This is a genomic window from Ruegeria sp. C12 (genome assembly GCF_056537745.1).
The window spans coordinates 35,440-51,687 of the sequence record NZ_JBQFSA010000010.1; the positions used below are offsets into that span (position 1 = coordinate 35,440).

The 16,248-nt window shown below is 54.8% G+C and carries 16 protein-coding genes and 1 pseudogene; 10 read left to right on the top strand and 7 right to left on the bottom strand.

Annotated elements, in window-relative coordinates:
* Positions 1 to 43: 43 nt before the first annotated feature.
* Entirely contained in the window at positions 44 to 1,360 is a 1,317-nt protein-coding gene (gene repC / locus ACR0C9_RS18605; protein WP_480781677.1) for a plasmid replication protein RepC, read from the top strand.
* Positions 1,361 to 1,411: 51 nt separating this feature from the next.
* The gene (locus ACR0C9_RS18610) at positions 1,412 to 1,948 is read left to right on the top strand and encodes a hypothetical protein (RefSeq protein ID WP_480781678.1); all 537 of its coding nucleotides are present in this window, start codon (positions 1,412 to 1,414) and stop codon (positions 1,946 to 1,948) included.
* Positions 1,949 to 2,071: 123 nt separating this feature from the next.
* Here the strand turns inward: ACR0C9_RS18610 and ACR0C9_RS18615 are convergent, their stop codons facing one another.
* Entirely contained in the window at positions 2,072 to 3,325 is a 1,254-nt protein-coding gene (locus ACR0C9_RS18615; RefSeq protein ID WP_480781679.1) for a tyrosine-type recombinase/integrase, read from the bottom strand.
* Positions 3,326 to 3,450: 125 nt separating this feature from the next.
* Here ACR0C9_RS18615 and ACR0C9_RS18620 point away from each other — a divergent pair, with 125 nt between their 5' ends.
* Together ACR0C9_RS18620 and scpB are read left to right on the top strand one after the other, a co-directional pair.
* Positions 3,451 to 4,413: a DUF1403 family protein gene (locus ACR0C9_RS18620; protein ID WP_480781680.1), complete on the top strand. Its 963-nt coding sequence runs from the start codon at positions 3,451 to 3,453 to the stop codon at positions 4,411 to 4,413.
* On the top strand, positions 4,410 to 5,018 hold the full coding sequence (gene scpB / locus ACR0C9_RS18625) for an SMC-Scp complex subunit ScpB (protein ID WP_480781681.1): 609 nt from the start codon (positions 4,410 to 4,412) through the stop codon (positions 5,016 to 5,018). Before ACR0C9_RS18620 ends, scpB begins: the two co-directional genes overlap by 4 nt.
* 98 nt (positions 5,019 to 5,116) lie before the next feature.
* On the opposite strand, the gene ACR0C9_RS18630 is transcribed toward scpB, so the two are convergent.
* Entirely contained in the window at positions 5,117 to 5,302 is a 186-nt protein-coding gene (locus ACR0C9_RS18630; RefSeq protein ID WP_480781682.1) for a helix-turn-helix domain-containing protein, read from the bottom strand.
* Positions 5,303 to 5,338: 36 nt separating this feature from the next.
* Here ACR0C9_RS18630 and ACR0C9_RS18635 point away from each other — a divergent pair.
* The 4 genes and pseudogenes from ACR0C9_RS18635 to ACR0C9_RS18650 form a co-directional block, all read left to right on the top strand.
* Positions 5,339 to 7,066, top strand: a pseudogene (locus tag ACR0C9_RS18635) (Tn3 family transposase); the annotation flags it as partial.
* A gap of 150 nt (positions 7,067 to 7,216) precedes the next feature.
* Positions 7,217 to 7,987: a helix-turn-helix domain-containing protein gene (locus ACR0C9_RS18640; RefSeq protein WP_480781683.1), complete on the top strand. Its 771-nt coding sequence runs from the start codon at positions 7,217 to 7,219 to the stop codon at positions 7,985 to 7,987.
* A 77-nt stretch (positions 7,988 to 8,064) separates the two neighbouring features.
* Positions 8,065 to 8,625, top strand: coding sequence for a YbhB/YbcL family Raf kinase inhibitor-like protein (locus tag ACR0C9_RS18645; protein ID WP_480781684.1), 561 nt, complete (start codon positions 8,065 to 8,067; stop codon positions 8,623 to 8,625).
* A gap of 113 nt (positions 8,626 to 8,738) precedes the next feature.
* Entirely contained in the window at positions 8,739 to 9,692 is a 954-nt protein-coding gene (locus ACR0C9_RS18650) for an EamA family transporter (RefSeq protein ID WP_480781685.1), read from the top strand.
* A 62-nt stretch (positions 9,693 to 9,754) separates the two neighbouring features.
* Here the strand turns inward: ACR0C9_RS18650 and ACR0C9_RS18655 are convergent, their stop codons facing one another.
* Positions 9,755 to 10,513, bottom strand: coding sequence for a sulfite exporter TauE/SafE family protein (locus ACR0C9_RS18655; protein ID WP_480781686.1), 759 nt, complete (start codon positions 10,511 to 10,513; stop codon positions 9,755 to 9,757).
* Positions 10,514 to 10,609: 96 nt separating this feature from the next.
* On the opposite strand from ACR0C9_RS18655, the gene ACR0C9_RS18660 reads away from it, so the two are divergent.
* Both ACR0C9_RS18660 and ACR0C9_RS18665 read left to right on the top strand, forming a co-directional pair.
* The gene (locus tag ACR0C9_RS18660) at positions 10,610 to 11,461 is read left to right on the top strand and encodes a LysR family transcriptional regulator (RefSeq protein ID WP_480781687.1); all 852 of its coding nucleotides are present in this window, start codon (positions 10,610 to 10,612) and stop codon (positions 11,459 to 11,461) included.
* Positions 11,462 to 11,732: 271 nt separating this feature from the next.
* Positions 11,733 to 12,812: a hypothetical protein gene (locus ACR0C9_RS18665; protein ID WP_480781688.1), complete on the top strand. Its 1,080-nt coding sequence runs from the start codon at positions 11,733 to 11,735 to the stop codon at positions 12,810 to 12,812.
* Positions 12,813 to 12,827: 15 nt separating this feature from the next.
* On the opposite strand, the gene ACR0C9_RS18670 is transcribed toward ACR0C9_RS18665, so the two are convergent.
* Genes ACR0C9_RS18670 through ACR0C9_RS18685 form a run of 4 tightly spaced genes read right to left on the bottom strand, consistent with a single transcriptional unit; the run spans position 12,828 to position 16,218 of the window.
* On the bottom strand, positions 12,828 to 13,556 hold the full coding sequence (locus ACR0C9_RS18670) for a competence protein CoiA (RefSeq protein WP_480781689.1): 729 nt from the start codon (positions 13,554 to 13,556) through the stop codon (positions 12,828 to 12,830).
* 46 nt (positions 13,557 to 13,602) lie between these two features.
* A complete protein-coding gene (locus ACR0C9_RS18675; RefSeq protein ID WP_480781690.1) occupies positions 13,603 to 13,974 on the bottom strand; it encodes a ubiquitination-like system serine protease family protein in 372 nt (123 codons plus the stop codon).
* Position 13,975: 1 nt separating this feature from the next.
* On the bottom strand, positions 13,976 to 15,370 hold the full coding sequence (locus ACR0C9_RS18680) for a ThiF family adenylyltransferase (RefSeq protein WP_480781691.1): 1,395 nt from the start codon (positions 15,368 to 15,370) through the stop codon (positions 13,976 to 13,978).
* A complete protein-coding gene (locus ACR0C9_RS18685; RefSeq protein WP_480781692.1) occupies positions 15,367 to 16,218 on the bottom strand; it encodes a multiubiquitin domain-containing protein in 852 nt (283 codons plus the stop codon). Before ACR0C9_RS18685 ends, ACR0C9_RS18680 begins: the two co-directional genes overlap by 4 nt.
* Positions 16,219 to 16,248 lie beyond the last annotated feature (30 nt).

Sequence of the window (16,248 nt, forward strand, 5' to 3'; positions counted from 1 at the left end):
TTTCTATTGCCTTCTTTTAAGCAAAGGAGGTCACACACCCATCATGACACATACAGGTTGGCGCAAGCCAACGCCGGGTCTTGTTCAGGCTGAAAAGTATGCACAAGTCGGCGAACGGCTATCTATACCCAAATCACAGGCTATTGTAGCGGCGAAGAAAGTCGCTGCGGCGATCGGGCTCAAGTCCCAGGACCTGTTGCTCCTCGACACCTTCGGTGCGGTCACGCAAGCCCAGGACTGGGAGCAGGGCAGGCGGCCTATCGTCTGGGCCTCAAACAATTTCCTTATGGAACAGACAGGGTTTTCCCTGGCGACACTCAGACGCCATGTACGCCGTCTTTGCGAGAGCGGCGTCATTTCGATGAAGGACAGTCCGAACGGAAAGAGATGGGGCAGGAGAGACGAAGAAGGGGTGATAATTGAGGCCTACGGCTTCGACTTGGCTCCTTTGGCGGCGCGTACCGAAGAGTTTGAAGCGCTCTATGCGCGTTTACAGGAAGAGCGCGAGTTCTGTGCTTCGGTGCGCAACACGATCACTGTCACACGGCGTATCATCCGGGCAAAGATTGAAAAGGCGCTTGAGAGCCGCCTCAGAGGGCCATGGAAGGAGCTGCGGGAAGAATTCGGTGTCTTGCTCGAGAGCCTCCCAAAGCGCTCCACAGGCCCAGACAAGCTCCTAAGTATTCTGGACTGGTTCAAGGAGCTGCAGGACCGTGTTGAGCGCGCCTTCGAAGCCGCTTTCGACTGGCCGAAGGAATCTGATGCCACAACGTCTTCTCAGGAGACCACATCCAGTGCCAACGTCGTGTCTATTTCTAAAAATATGACACCCTCGAGTCTCGAAAACGAGACCCACATACTAACTACAAACCAACCTAATCCTGTATCTAGTAATAGCTTTGAAACAAAGCCCGCGGCGGGCGCATCGCCCCAAGTGGAACCGCATCAACCGGTGGAGAGGCCAGATGAGATTGATTTAGATATCAACTGGAGCACCCATACCCAAAAACGGGGATCAGAGGTCGATATACCAATGCTGATGGCCTCGTGCCCGCATTTTGCGGAGATGGCGCGCGCGGTTCAGGGCTACTTGAAGGACTGGAACGATGTCCATAGGGCCGCTGCGCAGCTCAGATCGATGGCGGGCATCTCAGAGGACGCCTGGAACGTAGCAAACCGGGTGTTGGGACCCGCGATTGCTGCAGCATCCATCGCATTGATCTTTGATAAACACACCGATGGAGTGGTGAGGTCACCCGGCGGGTATCTTCGAGGGCTCGTCGAAAAGGCGCAAGCGGGCGAATTGCATCTGGATCGTAGCTTCTATGGTCGATTGAATGAGCACGCAGGGCGGCATTGATGTGTATCGGTTATCACCGAGGAGTGAAATATTGGTGGATGGAGATCAAGATTGACAACTAAAGGGGATCAAGACGCACGAACTAAACGCCTCGAAGCGTGGAAAAAAAGTGACGAGCTAAAGCGTGAGATCAGGTATCGAGCAATGATCAACGAAGGACTGCGGATCAGGCGAAGTTCACAGCTTCTCTCGGTGGCCCTTGCCATCGCCATCGTAATTGGACCCGGTCAATCCAATATGCTTGTAAATGTGTTGGGCGAAGGTAGCACTTACGAGATCATGGTCTTTTTCGTTTGGATCGCTATTGCATATAAGACACTCGTCTCTGTGATCTGCTATGATGAGACCGCTAATGGGTTACCGGGCCCAAGGGAAATGTCATTGAACGCACTGTTTCTTAACAGAGACTATACGCCTTCTTTGGGTTCTCATCTCATCAGCTCAATTGCATCCATCCTAAGGGCAGGTGTTCCTCATTTCGCCGTTGTCGGGGTCCTTTTATTGGCGGGAGAAGTCGCCTGGGAAGGTTTCAAGGAAATTGTCAACATTGAAAACTGGTACGCGTTCGCACGCCTGAGAGAAATGTGAATACTCAATAGCTTGCTCCCGAAGTCCTCAGGCAAGATCGTCCGAATGTGTCTGAGACATGTTGGCAAGTATTGTCTGTTTGGGTCAAAACATGCACCTCGGGAAACACCCATTTTGGTCTCTTCAAAGCCCAGCTGCTTTCGTCAGGTTGACCCGGAACCTATCTCGCCGCCGTTGGTAGCGTCGGGTCATCTGAGGGGAGGCGTGTCCGAGCTGCTTCTGAACATAGCGTTCATCCACTTCTGCATAGGAGGCGAGGCCCGCGCGCAACGAGTGACCGGAGAAGAGCTTGAGCCGCTCCGCGTCAGGCACATCAGGTCGTAGCCCCGCCTCGAGCATGGTTCGCTTGATGAGCCGCGCGACATGTTTGTCTGACAACCGATCTGACTGAACTCCGGAGTTATCTCGAAGCACTCTGCGAAAGATCGGGCCAAAATCGACCTTTGCGTAGTACAACCATTGTTCGAGCGCATGGACCGGACAGGTCAGGTCGCTGGACCCGCGTGCTACTTCGGCTTCCTTCCAACCCGTCTTTGTTCTTTGAATGATCACCACACCGCCGTCCTCGATCTCCACCCAGCCTTTTCCGTCATCGGTGTCGTCTCGGTGGACATCAAGGTCAACGATTTCCGACCGTCTCAGACCGGCAGCGTATCCGAGAAGCAAAATTGCGCGATCTCGCATATCTCTGAGACCGAACGTTAACTGTCCAACCATCTCCAAGAGCTCTTCCGGCGAAATAGGCTCCTTTTGTTGAGGTGGGCGGGCGTGTTTACGCCGGATCCCGGCGAGAACAGTCGCTATATGACGATCCTTGCGATCGAGGAGCTGCCCGCGTTGCTGATAGTTCCAGGACAGACCCGACAGGCGACGTTCAATCGTCGAAACAGATAGGGCAGGGGACCCGTTCTGAGGCGCGGCCATCTCTGTAATGTAGAGCCCAATCAGCTGCGCGTCTGGCACAAGGTGGTCCGCGCCACGGCGCCGACACCAGCTCGAGAAATGCGCCCAGTCGTGTTTGTAGGCGGCATTTGTGTTTTCGGCCGTTGCCTGGGTCGCATAATCGCGCGCAGTCTCGACGAGCCGCTCCAATGAGCCAGAGGCGACGACAGACTCTGGAACATCGATTTTTTGGCAATCAGCGTCGACTGGATCCGGCCAGCCGAGCTCGACATGGATCAGATCAGGTTTTGCAATGACTCTGGCTTCGAATGAGCTGTTTTCCAGCGCCCGGCCGATCTCTTCAGATGCATCAAGGTCGGAAACGCTCTTAGTGTTCTTGTCCGAGCGAGCTCTCTCGTCGAGTTGATCCGCGTTTGACGGGATAGGGGTCTCTGAGCTCGAATTCTCGGCCTTTTTAGGTGGTTCGCAAGGCATATCGGCAGGGTATTCTTTTACGTCCGATAATGCAAGATTATTGGACCTAGAAAAGCTGTTTAAGGCGGGGCGGTTTATACCATATTTTGTGGACAAAAGCGCCGCGATAAACCAGACTCTGTGGCATGACCTATGAGTCGCCACGCATCGTTTCGGACCGAACCAACCTAGCGGACCTGCCCGCCTGGGTCACCTCTTGTCCGGGCGAAAGTACTCAGAACGTTGCCTTTTTGTCGGGCGCGACGTTCGCCTTGCTGGACATGATCCTAAAGCAAAAAGATGAATGTGTGCCTAAGGTTCTCCTGGCAAATACGCTGGCGCTGCAGGCGTCGGCAGCAACGTCGAGGCTTGAAGGCCGAATGGCACGCGAGGCAGATATCCGCGATGCCTTTCATCTGACGCCGGCCAGTGATGCGCTCGGGCCAGATGGGGACATGTTGGCCTTTTGGCGCGCAACCTTGCGTCTGTCGCTTCGTGGAACTGACTGGATTGGGAAGGTTGCCGCGCAGGTAGACGATCATCTAGCAGATGATGTCCCGTTCTGGATCGCCGAAGCGATTGATGCGGCTAAACAGAATGGACCCTTGGCAGCCGCGCGCGATGTCATTGGCACTGTTGTACGGGCCGACGATCGCGCGGAACGAATGGCCTGCTTCCTCGCCGATGTGGTGCTTGCGAAGTCCTTGGGATGGGCTCAACCAATGCCGCTGACGGCACACCATTTGAAGAAAGCGATGCTGCGGGAGCTTCGCGACAGCAAGACCGGGTCAGATACTGCCGTTCAAGAGGCCATTACAAAGGGAGCCCAATCAGCTTATCAGATGGCGCGCACCCTCGCGTGGCGCTCCGAAGTGCTGAAAACAGTGGCTCCCAAGTTACGGACACGAGGATCAGAGGACGCGGTGGCTCTGTTCCTGCGCGAAGATGCGGTGGCGCCATCCAGCATGCTCGCCCCGCGCATTCAAGGCACCAACACACCGATGACCGGGCGAGCGGCGCGCCGGCTTTGTGACCGCCTGGTCGAGCTGGGCGCTGTAAGGGAACTCACTGGCCGTTCAACGTTCCGGCTCTATGGGATCGCGCCATGAGTGTCGCGGCCGCAAGACGATCACCATCTACAGAGGGCCGTGCGCTCTTCGACCGCGAGCTCGACGACTTGCCAGCAGAGCTCAGGTGGCGCGAATGGATGGGCCGTATCGAGGCTGTACTGTTCGCGAGTGCCTCACCGGTCGACCGTGAGGATTTGGCGTGCTTGGTGGGGCAGGGGGTCTCAGTCGAGATGCTGATCGACGACATTCGGGCGGAACTGCTGCAGCGCCCGTATGAGTTAGTTCACATTGCTAGTGGCTGGATGTTCCGAACCAAGCCTCATTTTGCCGAAGCAATCAAATCGGTGGCTGATCTTGGAGAGCAGCAGATAGGCTTCACGGAAACCGAAATGGCTGTGCTTTGCGCCATCGCTTATCATCAGCCTATCGATCGTGCTGGCCTGGCCGACATATTCGGCAAAGAGGTCAGTCGCGACTTAATCTCAAGGCTCAAATACCAAAAGCTGATTTCCAATGGGCCGCGCGCGCCGCGACCCGGTGCGCCCCACACCTTTGTCACCACGCCAGAGTTTCTAGCGCTGTTTGATCTTCAGAGTCTCAGAGATCTGCCTGAGTTAGACTTGGAAAGGGTGACATTGCCCTGAGCACATGGAAACAGATCGCATAGGATGTCTTCTGGGGGTCGACTCCGGCTCGGTGCAGAATAGGGCGTTAAGCTCTGATCAAGGTTCTGGAACAGCGCTCAAGCTTCGTTTTCGGTGAGATAGCGGTAGATGGTGGCCTTAGAGAGGCTGTATTCAGCCATGAGGTCTTTGATCAGAGTACCGTGTTTGCGTTTGTCGCGCAGTTCTACGATCTGATCATCAGTAAGCGCGGGGCGTTTTCCGAACTGAACACCTCGATCCTTGGCCTTCTTGATCCCGTCCATTTGCCGTTCGGCTCGAATTTCAGTCTCGAACTGGCCTATGCCCCACGAATGCTGGATACGTTGGACATAACGGGAGCCAGTGTGGCTGAGCCTCTGCTGGCGGCGACCGATGTGATCCGTGATAAACGCGATATTCCAAGTCGCTCAGCCTCCTTTCTTCAGCCACAGTCGAAATGGCGAAGTCACTTGCGGAATCCGGAAACCAATCGAGACCGTCTATGGGTTGTTGCGGTGCTGTTCCATCTACGTGACGCCTTCAGATCGGGAGATGTTTGGCTTGCCAATTCCCGCCGCTACAGCGACATGAAACAGGCCTTGGTTCCGGTCGATACCGCTCAGACTATGGGTCTGTCGATGCCATTGGAGCCAGAGGTATGGATTGAGGATCGCAAGCGGCGCTTAGAAGACGGACTACAAAGGCTCGCAACGGCGGTCAGAAAAGGAGTCCTTCCTGGCGGTGTCATCGAAGATGGCCGGTTGCGCGTAAAGCGTCTTGAAGCCGATATTCCTGCCGAAGCGGATAGCCTCATCCTTGATCTTTATCACCGCCTGCCGGAGGTGCGAATCACGGATATCCTTATGGACGTGGACAATGATACCAAGTTCACCGATGCCTTCACCCATCTGCGCACCGGGGCACCGTGCAAAGACAGGCTCGGATTGCTGAACGTCATTCTGGCAGAGGGTCTGAATCTCGGCTTGAGCAAAATGGCCGGGGCCAGCAGCACGCATAGTTTTACTCAGTTGGCACGGCTCTCGAACTGGCATGTCGAAAGTGAGGCCATCAATCGGGCATTGGCCATCGTGATTGAAGCGCAGGCACAGCTACCAATGGCAAAATACTGGGGTGCTGGCGAGACTGCTTCCAGTGATGGTCAATTCTTTCCCACCACGCGACAGGGTGAAGCGATGAACCTGATCAATGCGAAGTACGGCCATGAGCCCGGCCTGAAAGCCTATACTCATGTATCAGATCAGTATGGCCCCTTTGCCACGCAAGTCATTCCCGCCACAGTGAACGAAGCCCCATATATTCTGGATGGGTTGTTGATGAACCCAACGGGCAAACGGATCAAAGAACAATATACCGACACAGGCGGTTTCACCGATCTTGTGTTCGCCGCCACTTCGCTGCTTGGCTATCTGTTCATCCCGCGCATCCGGGATTTGCCGTCCAAACGGCTGCATGTCTTTGATCGGCGCAGTGTCCCGAATGAACTTAGAGGCTTGGTAGGAGACAAAATCCGGGAAAACACCATCATTGCCAATTGGCCAGATGTTCTGCGGTGTATTGCGACAATACTCTCAGGCAGGATGCAGCCCAGTCAGCTTCTGAAGAAACTGGCGGCACGCCCACGGCAACATGATCTGGTAGTTGCTCTTCGGGAGATCGGGCGCGTTGAGCGGACATTGTTCATCATCGAATGGCTGCTCGATGTCGATATGCAACGCCGTGCCCTGATCGGGCTCAATAAAGGCGAGGCGCAACACGCCCTGAAGAATGCACTGCGGATTGGTCGGCAGGGGGAAATCCGGGATCGCACCACAGAAGGCCAGCACTTCAGGATCGCAGGGCTGAACTTGCTGACGGCAATCATCATCTACTGGAATACAAAACAGCTCAGCAAAGCGGTCGCCGCGCGAAAAAAGACCGGGTTGGATACGCCAGCCTATCTTCTCGCGCACATCTCACCCCTTGGTTGGGCACATATCATCCTCACAGGCGAATACAGGTGGCGGAAAATGAGGGCGGAAATCCTGTAGGAGTTCCTATTGTAACAACTCTGTCTATTCCAGCGCCAATCAGCAAGTTCGGGCAGAGAGCCCAATTTGATTGATGCTGCGCATTAGATGCGCGGTTGCCCTGACGGTTTCGCAGATGCTTTTCGCAAGCTCTTGTGATAGCGAGGCATCATGCCATCATCTCATCTTGTCCGTCAGTCTTCTAGTGCTGTGCTGCGCGCTGTAGTTTCCCAAAAACCTGTTGTCGTGCTCGTAAGGCAAGGATGCAAGAGCGTCATTTCTAATGATACAAAGCTGACAATTCTCAGTGGCAGCGTGGGCGTTCTCCCTGCGAGAGTGCCACTTACGATTGAGAACAAGCCGAACAATGGTTGTTATATCGCGTCGGCCATTCTCCTCGATGAGAAGCAAATCGAAGAATCCGCGATACCACCGGGCGTTCCGACAGGTACATCGCGCGATGATCGTACAGTTGCGGCATTTGAGCGGGCGGTGATCGCATTGGACGACCCCCTAACTCCGAGCAAGATAAGTGAACATGCCGTGCGGGAGGCGTTGCTTTGGCTGGCAGAGGCCGGAATTGGTTTTGGGCCAACGCGACCGATAGGCTTTGTAGACCGCTTACGGTCGCATATTGCAGCTGAACCCGATGTCCTGTGGCGGTCAGCGGAAGCCGCGCGGGGAATGGCGGTCAGTGAGGCCACCATGCGTCGGAAACTGGCTGCGGAAGGCACCACGTTTGGCGACTTGTTAGCTGATGTTCGAATGACACAAGCCCTTGGGCTTCTACAAACTACAGAGTTACCGATCAATCGGATCGCACTGGACGTGGGATACTCGTGCGCCTCACGTTTCGCACGGCGTTTCCGCGCTCGCTTCGGTGTTGCGCCCTCTGCTATTCGTGCCAGCCGCCACAAAAACATGACTGTATCGGCACATTGATTGAGCGCGGCGGCACTGCCGCACTCTGGCAAAACGTCTACAGTATCTCGGGAAAAGCTACCCCGGAGACGTAAACAATGAGAGAGCCTTCAAAACACATCCAAATCATTGCTACTCTTACGGTATCTGCATTTCTGGCCTCGCCGACTTTTGCTGACATGAACCTGACTTCCCCCGACATTGCAGAAGGGGAATTCATGGACATCGAGCAGGTCTTTTCAGGATTTGGATGTGAGGGCGGTAACCTGTCGCCGTCGCTCACCTGGTCTGGAGCACCGCAAGGTACAAACAGCTTCGTAGTGACTGCCTACGATCCGGATGCTCCGACTGGCTCTGGTTTCTGGCACTGGTCGGTCTTCAATATCCCTGCGTCTGTGTCCGCCCTGCCTGAAGGGGCTGGAACCGTCGCGGCTCCGCTCCCGGAAGGCGCTGTACAGGCACGCAATGATTTCTCACAGAACGCTTTTGGAGGTGCTTGCCCGCCCGAGGGCAGGACGCACCGATATGTATTTACAATCTATGCGATGCCGCAGGACACGTTGCCAATCGACGAGACCGCATCCGGAGCTCTTGTCGGCTTTTTTGCCAATACTAGTAGCCTTGCTAGCGCCTCGATAACAGCCGAATTCGGGCGCTGACTGTTTTCCATTAAAGGGTGAAATGACCACCTGGACGTTGCACAATGGGGCGGGCGGCACGCAAGACCGCCCCATTTTTCGAGCAGGTCGGCCAACTATCGCAATAAACGTGCTTGTCCGACAAACCATCAAGCTTTGATATTGACCAGGCTAATCTAGCAATGGAACTTTGGATTATCTTCACGCTCGCGGCGGCATTCCTGCAAAATGCGCGGTCAGTGTTACAGAAGCAATTGAAGGGGCAATTGAGTACAGCGGGGGCCGCATTCAGCCGCTTTGTATACGCTTTGCCGCTGGCACTGCCGACGTTGCCATTGTTTGCAACATTGACAGGGGAACCGGTTCCTGCGGTTCATTGGCCGTTTTTAATCTTCTGCGCTCTGGGCGGGTTGAGCCAAATTCTGTTCACAGTGGTTTTGTTATGGATGTTCAGTTTTCGTAGCTTTGCTGTAGGGACCACATTTTCAAAACTGGAAGTCGTAATGATCGCAGGTCTTGGCGCTGCCTTACTCGGAGACGAGATTTCCCCTTTGGGAATAGTTGCTATTGCACTCGGCGCAATGGGGGCACTGGCGCTTGCCTTTTCGGAGGCGAAACTGACTATTGGCGGTCTTTGGCGTGGACTGTTTGAAAAGGCTACAGCGGTTGGGCTGTTAAGCGCTGTCCTCTTGGGCGCGTCCGTTGTGTTTTTCCGAGGCGCTACGACCTCTTTGGAGGGGGCTTCGGTCGGCATGGCTGCGATGACGGCACTGACGGTCGGATTAACAATGCAGACGATCATGATGGGTGCTTGGTTCTTTGCCTTTGACCGTGAGGAAGGTAAGCGGGTGTTAGAAAAATGGCGCGTAGCCTCGCCTGCCGGAGCCGTTGGTTGGCTGTGCAGTGTTTGTTGGTTTACCGCATTCACGCTACAGAATGCAGCCTATGTTCGTGCAGTTGGTCAAGTTGAGTTGATTTTCACGTTTCTAGCAGGCGTTTTTGTGTTCAAAGAACGCACAACGCGGATTGAAGCGATTGGCATCGCTCTGGTTGCGATATCAATTCTATCGCTGCTTCTGCTGAGGTGACCGTAAAAACCAGCACGCATCCCAGCCAAGCCCTTGACCTGCTACCCAATTACCTGATCGCCTCAGCTTAGGAATACGGGCACACTATCGTATAAGAGTTTGATCGCAGTAAGGACCAAGAAGCCGTACACCACCATCACAAACTTCCTCTGGTCTATGTATTTGTGGAGACTAAACCCCAAGACAACACCAACAAGAAGGACCGGAGCAAGCTGCGCGCTTACCTGCAAGCTAGGGACAGAAAGTGTGCCAAAGGCTCCATAGGCCAGCGTTTTCAGGAAGTTCAGCGAGAAGAAGAACACAGTGTTGGTTCCGACAAACCAAGATTTTTCCAGTTGCTGTTGTAACAGGTAGCCCTTCACCGGAGGTCCACCTGCATGGGCGATAAAGCTGGAAAATCCAGAAATGACGCCTAACCCGAACATGATGGGCTTGGGCGTAAATGCAGACGTTTTCCTTCGCCGCTGTGGCAGGATAAATTGCAGCACAAAGAATGCCGCCAGAAGTCCAATGAAGAACTTAACGGTATTTGCATCCATGTATTGGAAAGACAGGCTGCCTAAAACGAGGCCAACTATAGCGGCGGGAAGAAGGCCCAGGACAATCGCCCGATCCCAGGTTGCGCGATACCGCCAGACGATCAGTATGTCCATTGTCAGGAGAATAGGCATCATTACGGCAGCGGCAAACTGAGGTGTCACGAAGAGCGACATCATGGGAACAGCCATCACACCCAGACCTCCGCCAAAGCCACTCTTTGAAAGACCGGTCAGTAATACGGCTAAGATCGCAACGATGTAGAATGTAGTTGTGTGGTCCATAACGCTCAGAATCCTCTTTTCCGAACCGAGCGCTATCAGCTATTCGTAAATCTAAGAAACGATTACATTTGGCTCTAAAAATCGGAGAAATAGATTTTGCTTGATCTTCGGGAACTGCAAACCTTTGCTCTGGTCGGTGATGATTTGAACTTCACGACGGTCGCAGCGCGACAAAACACCGTTCAATCCGCGATCAGCGCACAGATCAACAAGCTTGAAACAACCGTCGGGCAACGCCTGGTCGAGCGAGGGCGTGGACAAAGTATGTCCCTGACGGCGGAAGGGCGGGCCTTTCTCATCTATGCAAAACGCATCCTTGCGCTCTCTGAGGAAGCTCTGGAAACAGCGCAAACCGCGAATGCCCGGCGGGTTCTTCGGCTAGGTACGACGGTCACTTTAGCGATGTCGATTGTTGCCGAAACCCTCGGCAAGTTCGCGCACCAGCGACCAGACGTCCAAATTCAGATCCAATGCGACCGAAGCGACCGATTGCTGCGACGGCTGGAAGATGGCGACATCGACATCGCCTTTATGATGGACCAGGGCCGTCACAGTTCTCGGCAATTTGTTCACACAATGGAATTGAGCTGGGCCTGTTCGCCGCAGTTTGTAATGCCATCCGAGGGACCTATTCCATTGGCGTTTTTGACGGATGGGCGTGATCTTCGGCACTACGCACTCCGAGCGCTTGATGTTGCGGGAATGAAAGGGCGTGTGTCTCATCTAAGCCCACATCCTGTCGGGGTCAGAACGCTCGTGCAGGCAGGATTGGCCCTGACCGTGATGCCATCCCGAACAGTTGTGCCGCCACTTGTACCGGCGGCAAAGACGCTGGGCTTACCTGATCTCGTTCCGATTGCGCTTTCAGCGTACAAAGAAACGCATGACAGTAAAAATGGTGGCGAGTTATTGGTTAACCAACTCACCGCCGCGTGCCGGACAAATTGATTGCCGGCGTTGGCTAGTCAACTGCTAGTACTTAGTGATCAGCACATTCGGGAATTTCCTAAACGCCCTATTTTGCACTCAGCCGGAGTCTACCCCTTCTGGGGCACCTGTGCTGAAAGGGAACAGACATTTGGACAATATATTTTTTACGAGGTTTGCGCGAGAGACTGACAGCACGTCCGAGATCGAGGCGGCAATCAAATTTCATTCTGTCACGTCGCACTCAATCGTGCTCCCCGTTGATCAGCTAAGGTTTGAAGCATCCCGCAGAATGCTCCATCGCCAACCGAAACTCATTACAGATGGCGTCATCAAGTTTGTCGTTGGCAGCGACAAGGGCGGTATCGCCGAGTATCTGGGTGAACGTCTCACTGGAATTGATGCAACCGGACGGGAGGTGATCCAAACCATCGAGACAACCCCTGACGCGCTTCAGACCTATGAGCAACCGGACACGTATCTGACGTTTAACCAGCTGTTCTGGGATCAAGTTGAAGATCCCGAGTCGTTCGTTCGACGCTATGGCGTTGTCTCGGCAGTAGATTGTGATGCGCTCGTTGCCGAGAACAATGGGGCCGGGATAAAGGGGCGCCAGCTTTATGAGTTCATTGACAAATCCTTTGAAGGGGAAACCCGGCTCTTCTTGAGAGACTTGGCTGAATACATTTACCTTTATGCCGGCGCGAAACACTCCGGGTGCCGGTTGATCTTACCGCAGCAAGAGCTCATTGACTGGTCCGATGCAGAGTTTGCCCCCAATGAAAGCGAGATCTCTGAGCAAAACCTTTTCTTTGATGTGCTCATTGAGAACATATTGCTGCTGGCTGACGATCTTTCAGATCTTGATCATATGGGCTTGGTCACCGACACCAACTTCGAAGCGCTAACCTATGATGACGTCTTTGCCTTAAGGGCTGGGATCAACTTTTCTGGCTTCCTCGGCCGATATGTTGAGATCATCAAGAAATGCGAGGCTCTTTCCAAGAACTTCGAAGATGACAGGGTCTTTCGCGACATCGATGAAATTCTGCAGCTTCGCGAAGAACTGGTGAAGGTATTCAATGAGGAGGCGACGCAAGATGTTGCAGCCTACCGCATGCTGAAGGGCGCTGAAGGCTTTGTCGCGTTCTTTGGCAGCGTCCTTGGTCTATCCTACGGTGTGCGTGCACTGTTAAACTCATTCGCAGTGGTGATGAAACGTGAGAAGGAATTCAAAGACTGGCAAGACAGGCGTCTAAAGCGCCTTCGCCAAGCATCGTCCTGGGGACGTGAAAAGATGACCGGTGGCAATGTCATCCCCTATCTGTTGGATGTTGAGCGGCGTATTGTCGATCGTCTCGCTGGCAAGTGAGTTCCGGCCAGAAGTCTAGAATCTCGCACGCCGTCGCCGGTACCGTACGGTTCGACGGGTGGGCGCGCCAAACAACACATCAGGGAAGGGCGTACTTTCAGAGATATGTTCGACCAGCGTGTGTTTCGGATACTGAAACCCATATACCCAGTCGTTCTTGATACGGCGGAGAACCCAAACCATGTCCTCCCCAAAATCGAAAGCGACGATCACCCCGACATGGACCCATTCCTTCAGCAGGCGTGAATCATAAATCCACAGTTGCTGTACAAGACCGTCCTTGGTCGGATGTTTCACGCCACCCCTCAACGCGTTCTGAAACTGTTCCCGATCCGTCTTCCGCCGCGTTCCATCCACAACCCAGAACATCGGATTGTGAAACTCCGTTCTCTTACGGGCCTCTGTCGGCTTGATGTAAGAGTGCTGAAATTCGACAACCAAACCCTTTGGCGTCTTGATGTCTGCGATATGAAGTTCACCCGCTTCATCTCGTGCTGGGATCTCCTGCCAATCAGACGGGAAGTGGTTCTTCCAGTCCCGATGCCACTGCGTTTCGTTTTCCCACCAGTGGTCGCAATGCCGCTGACCTTTATGGGCCCAGTGCCAAACTTTCTTGGTTCCGCATCGTGCGATGAGTTCTGCACCACATCCTGGGCATTTGCCCTTGGCGCCGGGGGAGGCTTCAACTCGTTTGCCGTCGTCTAAAGCGAAACGCATCGATACGCCCTCACCTGTGCGGGCCATGTACCGCGATACCCCGATCGCATTATTCGCTCGCAAGCCATTTGTGTCATTCCTTTCTCTTGTTCGGTGATTGCGGCCGCCCACCCTTGCACCAATGAACCTGACCCTTTTTGACCCAGAAGTGGCATCCACAGTCATTTTGCTGATGCACCGACGGGCGGAGTGTGGGTCTCTGCCAGAAATCTGTCTTAATGCTCCAGCGAGGTCGGCGATCTGGGTTGAGAGACAAAGCGATCCTCTCGCCGCAGCCGCCAGGGCAGGAGAGACAGGCCCATTTTTGGATCGTGCCGCTCTCGACCAGGATTAACTCGGCCGGTTCTGTTTCTGGCGTTTGCGGGAAGGCGTCTTGCCTGCTCACCAGATAGTCATACCTCAGCACTCCAAGCTGCCGAAGCATGTTTGCCATTAGCTTTTTCATCTCACGTCACCATGTCCAGAAAGGGTGTCATGTCCCCCCGGCCCAGCGTTTCAGTTGCATCACAACCCGGGCAACCCGGCCGGGGCGAAATCTCAGGAAAACGCTCATCGCGCGCATGAAAACGGCGCATCCGCGTCGGTACCATTCCGTTTGTTCCGGCAAACCCGGTGATACCGGTCAGCCATTCATTGACCGCCATGGCACCCGCCTCTGTCGTGAAGGTCACAACGGCAGGGGAGGGGTCACCCTCACCAAGCAGATAGGCTTCCTCTTTCAGTTTTTCATAAGCCTCCGGATCGGTCCGCTGCAGGACTTCCTCGCGCGCGCGTTGCGGGTTGATGAACCCGCCGCAAAGCAGACAGGGGTGTCCGGGCACAAGGGTGGTAACCCGGGCAAACAGATCGAACGACTGAGCATCGCGACGCTGCATTGCGAGACCGACATCGATGACCGCAATGCCATAGAAACGGGCGAAGCGGTTCAGAAAGAGCCGACCGGCGTGATCATCCGTGCAACAGAAAATCACATCACAAGACTTCAATGCGTCCCATGTGCATGGCTCACCGGCCCAGGCATCGATGGTTACCAACGACATGCCAAGATTGGCCTCCGCAACTGTCCGCGCATGAATGTCGGCCTTGGCTCGAAGAGCATCAACATCCTCCTGTCGTGCGCCGTGGAGCCTGTTGAGATTTGTATCTTCAGCATGGTCCTTTTCGAAGAGGACCGCCTCGCGCACGCCAAGACGCATCAGCAAGGGCAACACTGCGCTTCCCGTAGCACCTCCTCCGGAAATACCGCAGCGAAACTGAGTGATCATTGCATTGGCCTGATCGCCGAAAAGTCGGGTTTGACGGTCCAGGAAGCCCAGCTCGCTGCCGCTCTCCGCGGTGAGGGCCAGACGCGGCCCAGTGTGAAGAATACGCCTGATGGCCGTCGGCTTGTGGGCCGAGCGCCAAATCCGCACGGCAATCTCGCCGTCGCTCGCAATCAAAACGCTGATCAGACCGGGTGCACCCTTGATCAGGGCGGTCCGCGCAAGTTCCGCTTCGTTCCGGTCATCTTGTTTGGAAAAACGGGCCCGGCCCTTTGGATGGGTATGAACGATGGCGGGAACCAGGCCATTGGATTTGGCGCGCCCAAGCAATCGCATGAAGCTATCGGTTTGCCACGTCACGTGGCTCTCGGAGGCTGAGACCACGTCGTCATCATCGAGGTCGATGAAAGCGTGCGAAATGAGCCGGGTGCGAGCAGAGTCCGTCCAGGGGTCTTTCTCAATCGCCGCTGTGCCAAAAAGCATGTAGGCGGAACGCTCGGCACCGGCACACTGCGCGAGCAGGGACCGGATACCGGCTTCGTGCGGATCAGCCAGAACAATATCCAGCGGGCCCTTCATGGCCGCGCCTCGGCGAGAGCAGTTTTGATCCGCGCCACCATCGTGCGCAAACCATCAATCCCGGGCCGCCAAGCGTTGTTGTGGCGCGACCAACGCTGCCAAACACGACCTGCATAGGTGTGTTGCACCGTGCAGGCTTTCGGGACCTGACCGCTCGCCAGCGTCAAATGCGGAGAGGCATAAAACATATCAGGCGCGCAATCGGGATATCCGGCTGGCAGGAGTACAAGGATATCTGCGGCTTCGACATTAAATTTGCCTTCCGGCAGGTCGAGCGACTTCAGGATGATGCCCGTTTCACGGCCTTGCTGAACGACGTCGAACTGATAGCCGTGGTCCACCAGAAAAGTCTGATCGAACGACGGAAGGGTGTCCCCCTCCGTCGTCTGATCGATGAGCGAGATGAACCGCTCCACACCCTTGGCATCGAGATTGATGACATCGCTGTCTGCAATCTTGCGGTCCTGCTGGCCCGGGATTTCCTGCCAGAGATTGTAGTTTTCTGGCAGGTCCGCAAGCTTACGCAGAACAAATCCGCTGATGCACGCGTGCGGCCATTCAAGATCCTTGTCGTCGATCTTAAACTTGAAGACACGGTCAGTCCGCGCGACCAGCACTTTCTCAGCACCGCGACCGCGCAGATCATAGCTTTCGTCGAGGCGAATGTCTTCGAAATCCCCATTTGGCAAGATGGCGATTGCCACATGCTCATCAACAGGATGTCCGCCGGCAGCTTCGATCAACTGGCGACCGAGAACCTTTGGGTCATCGAAAACGTGTTTTTTGTAGTTGAGGCCCTCATCAGCGATGAAGACCGGGAAGCGAGGATCATTTCCTTGCGATTTCATTGTGTTCGTCCTTAAGAAGTTGGCGGACGC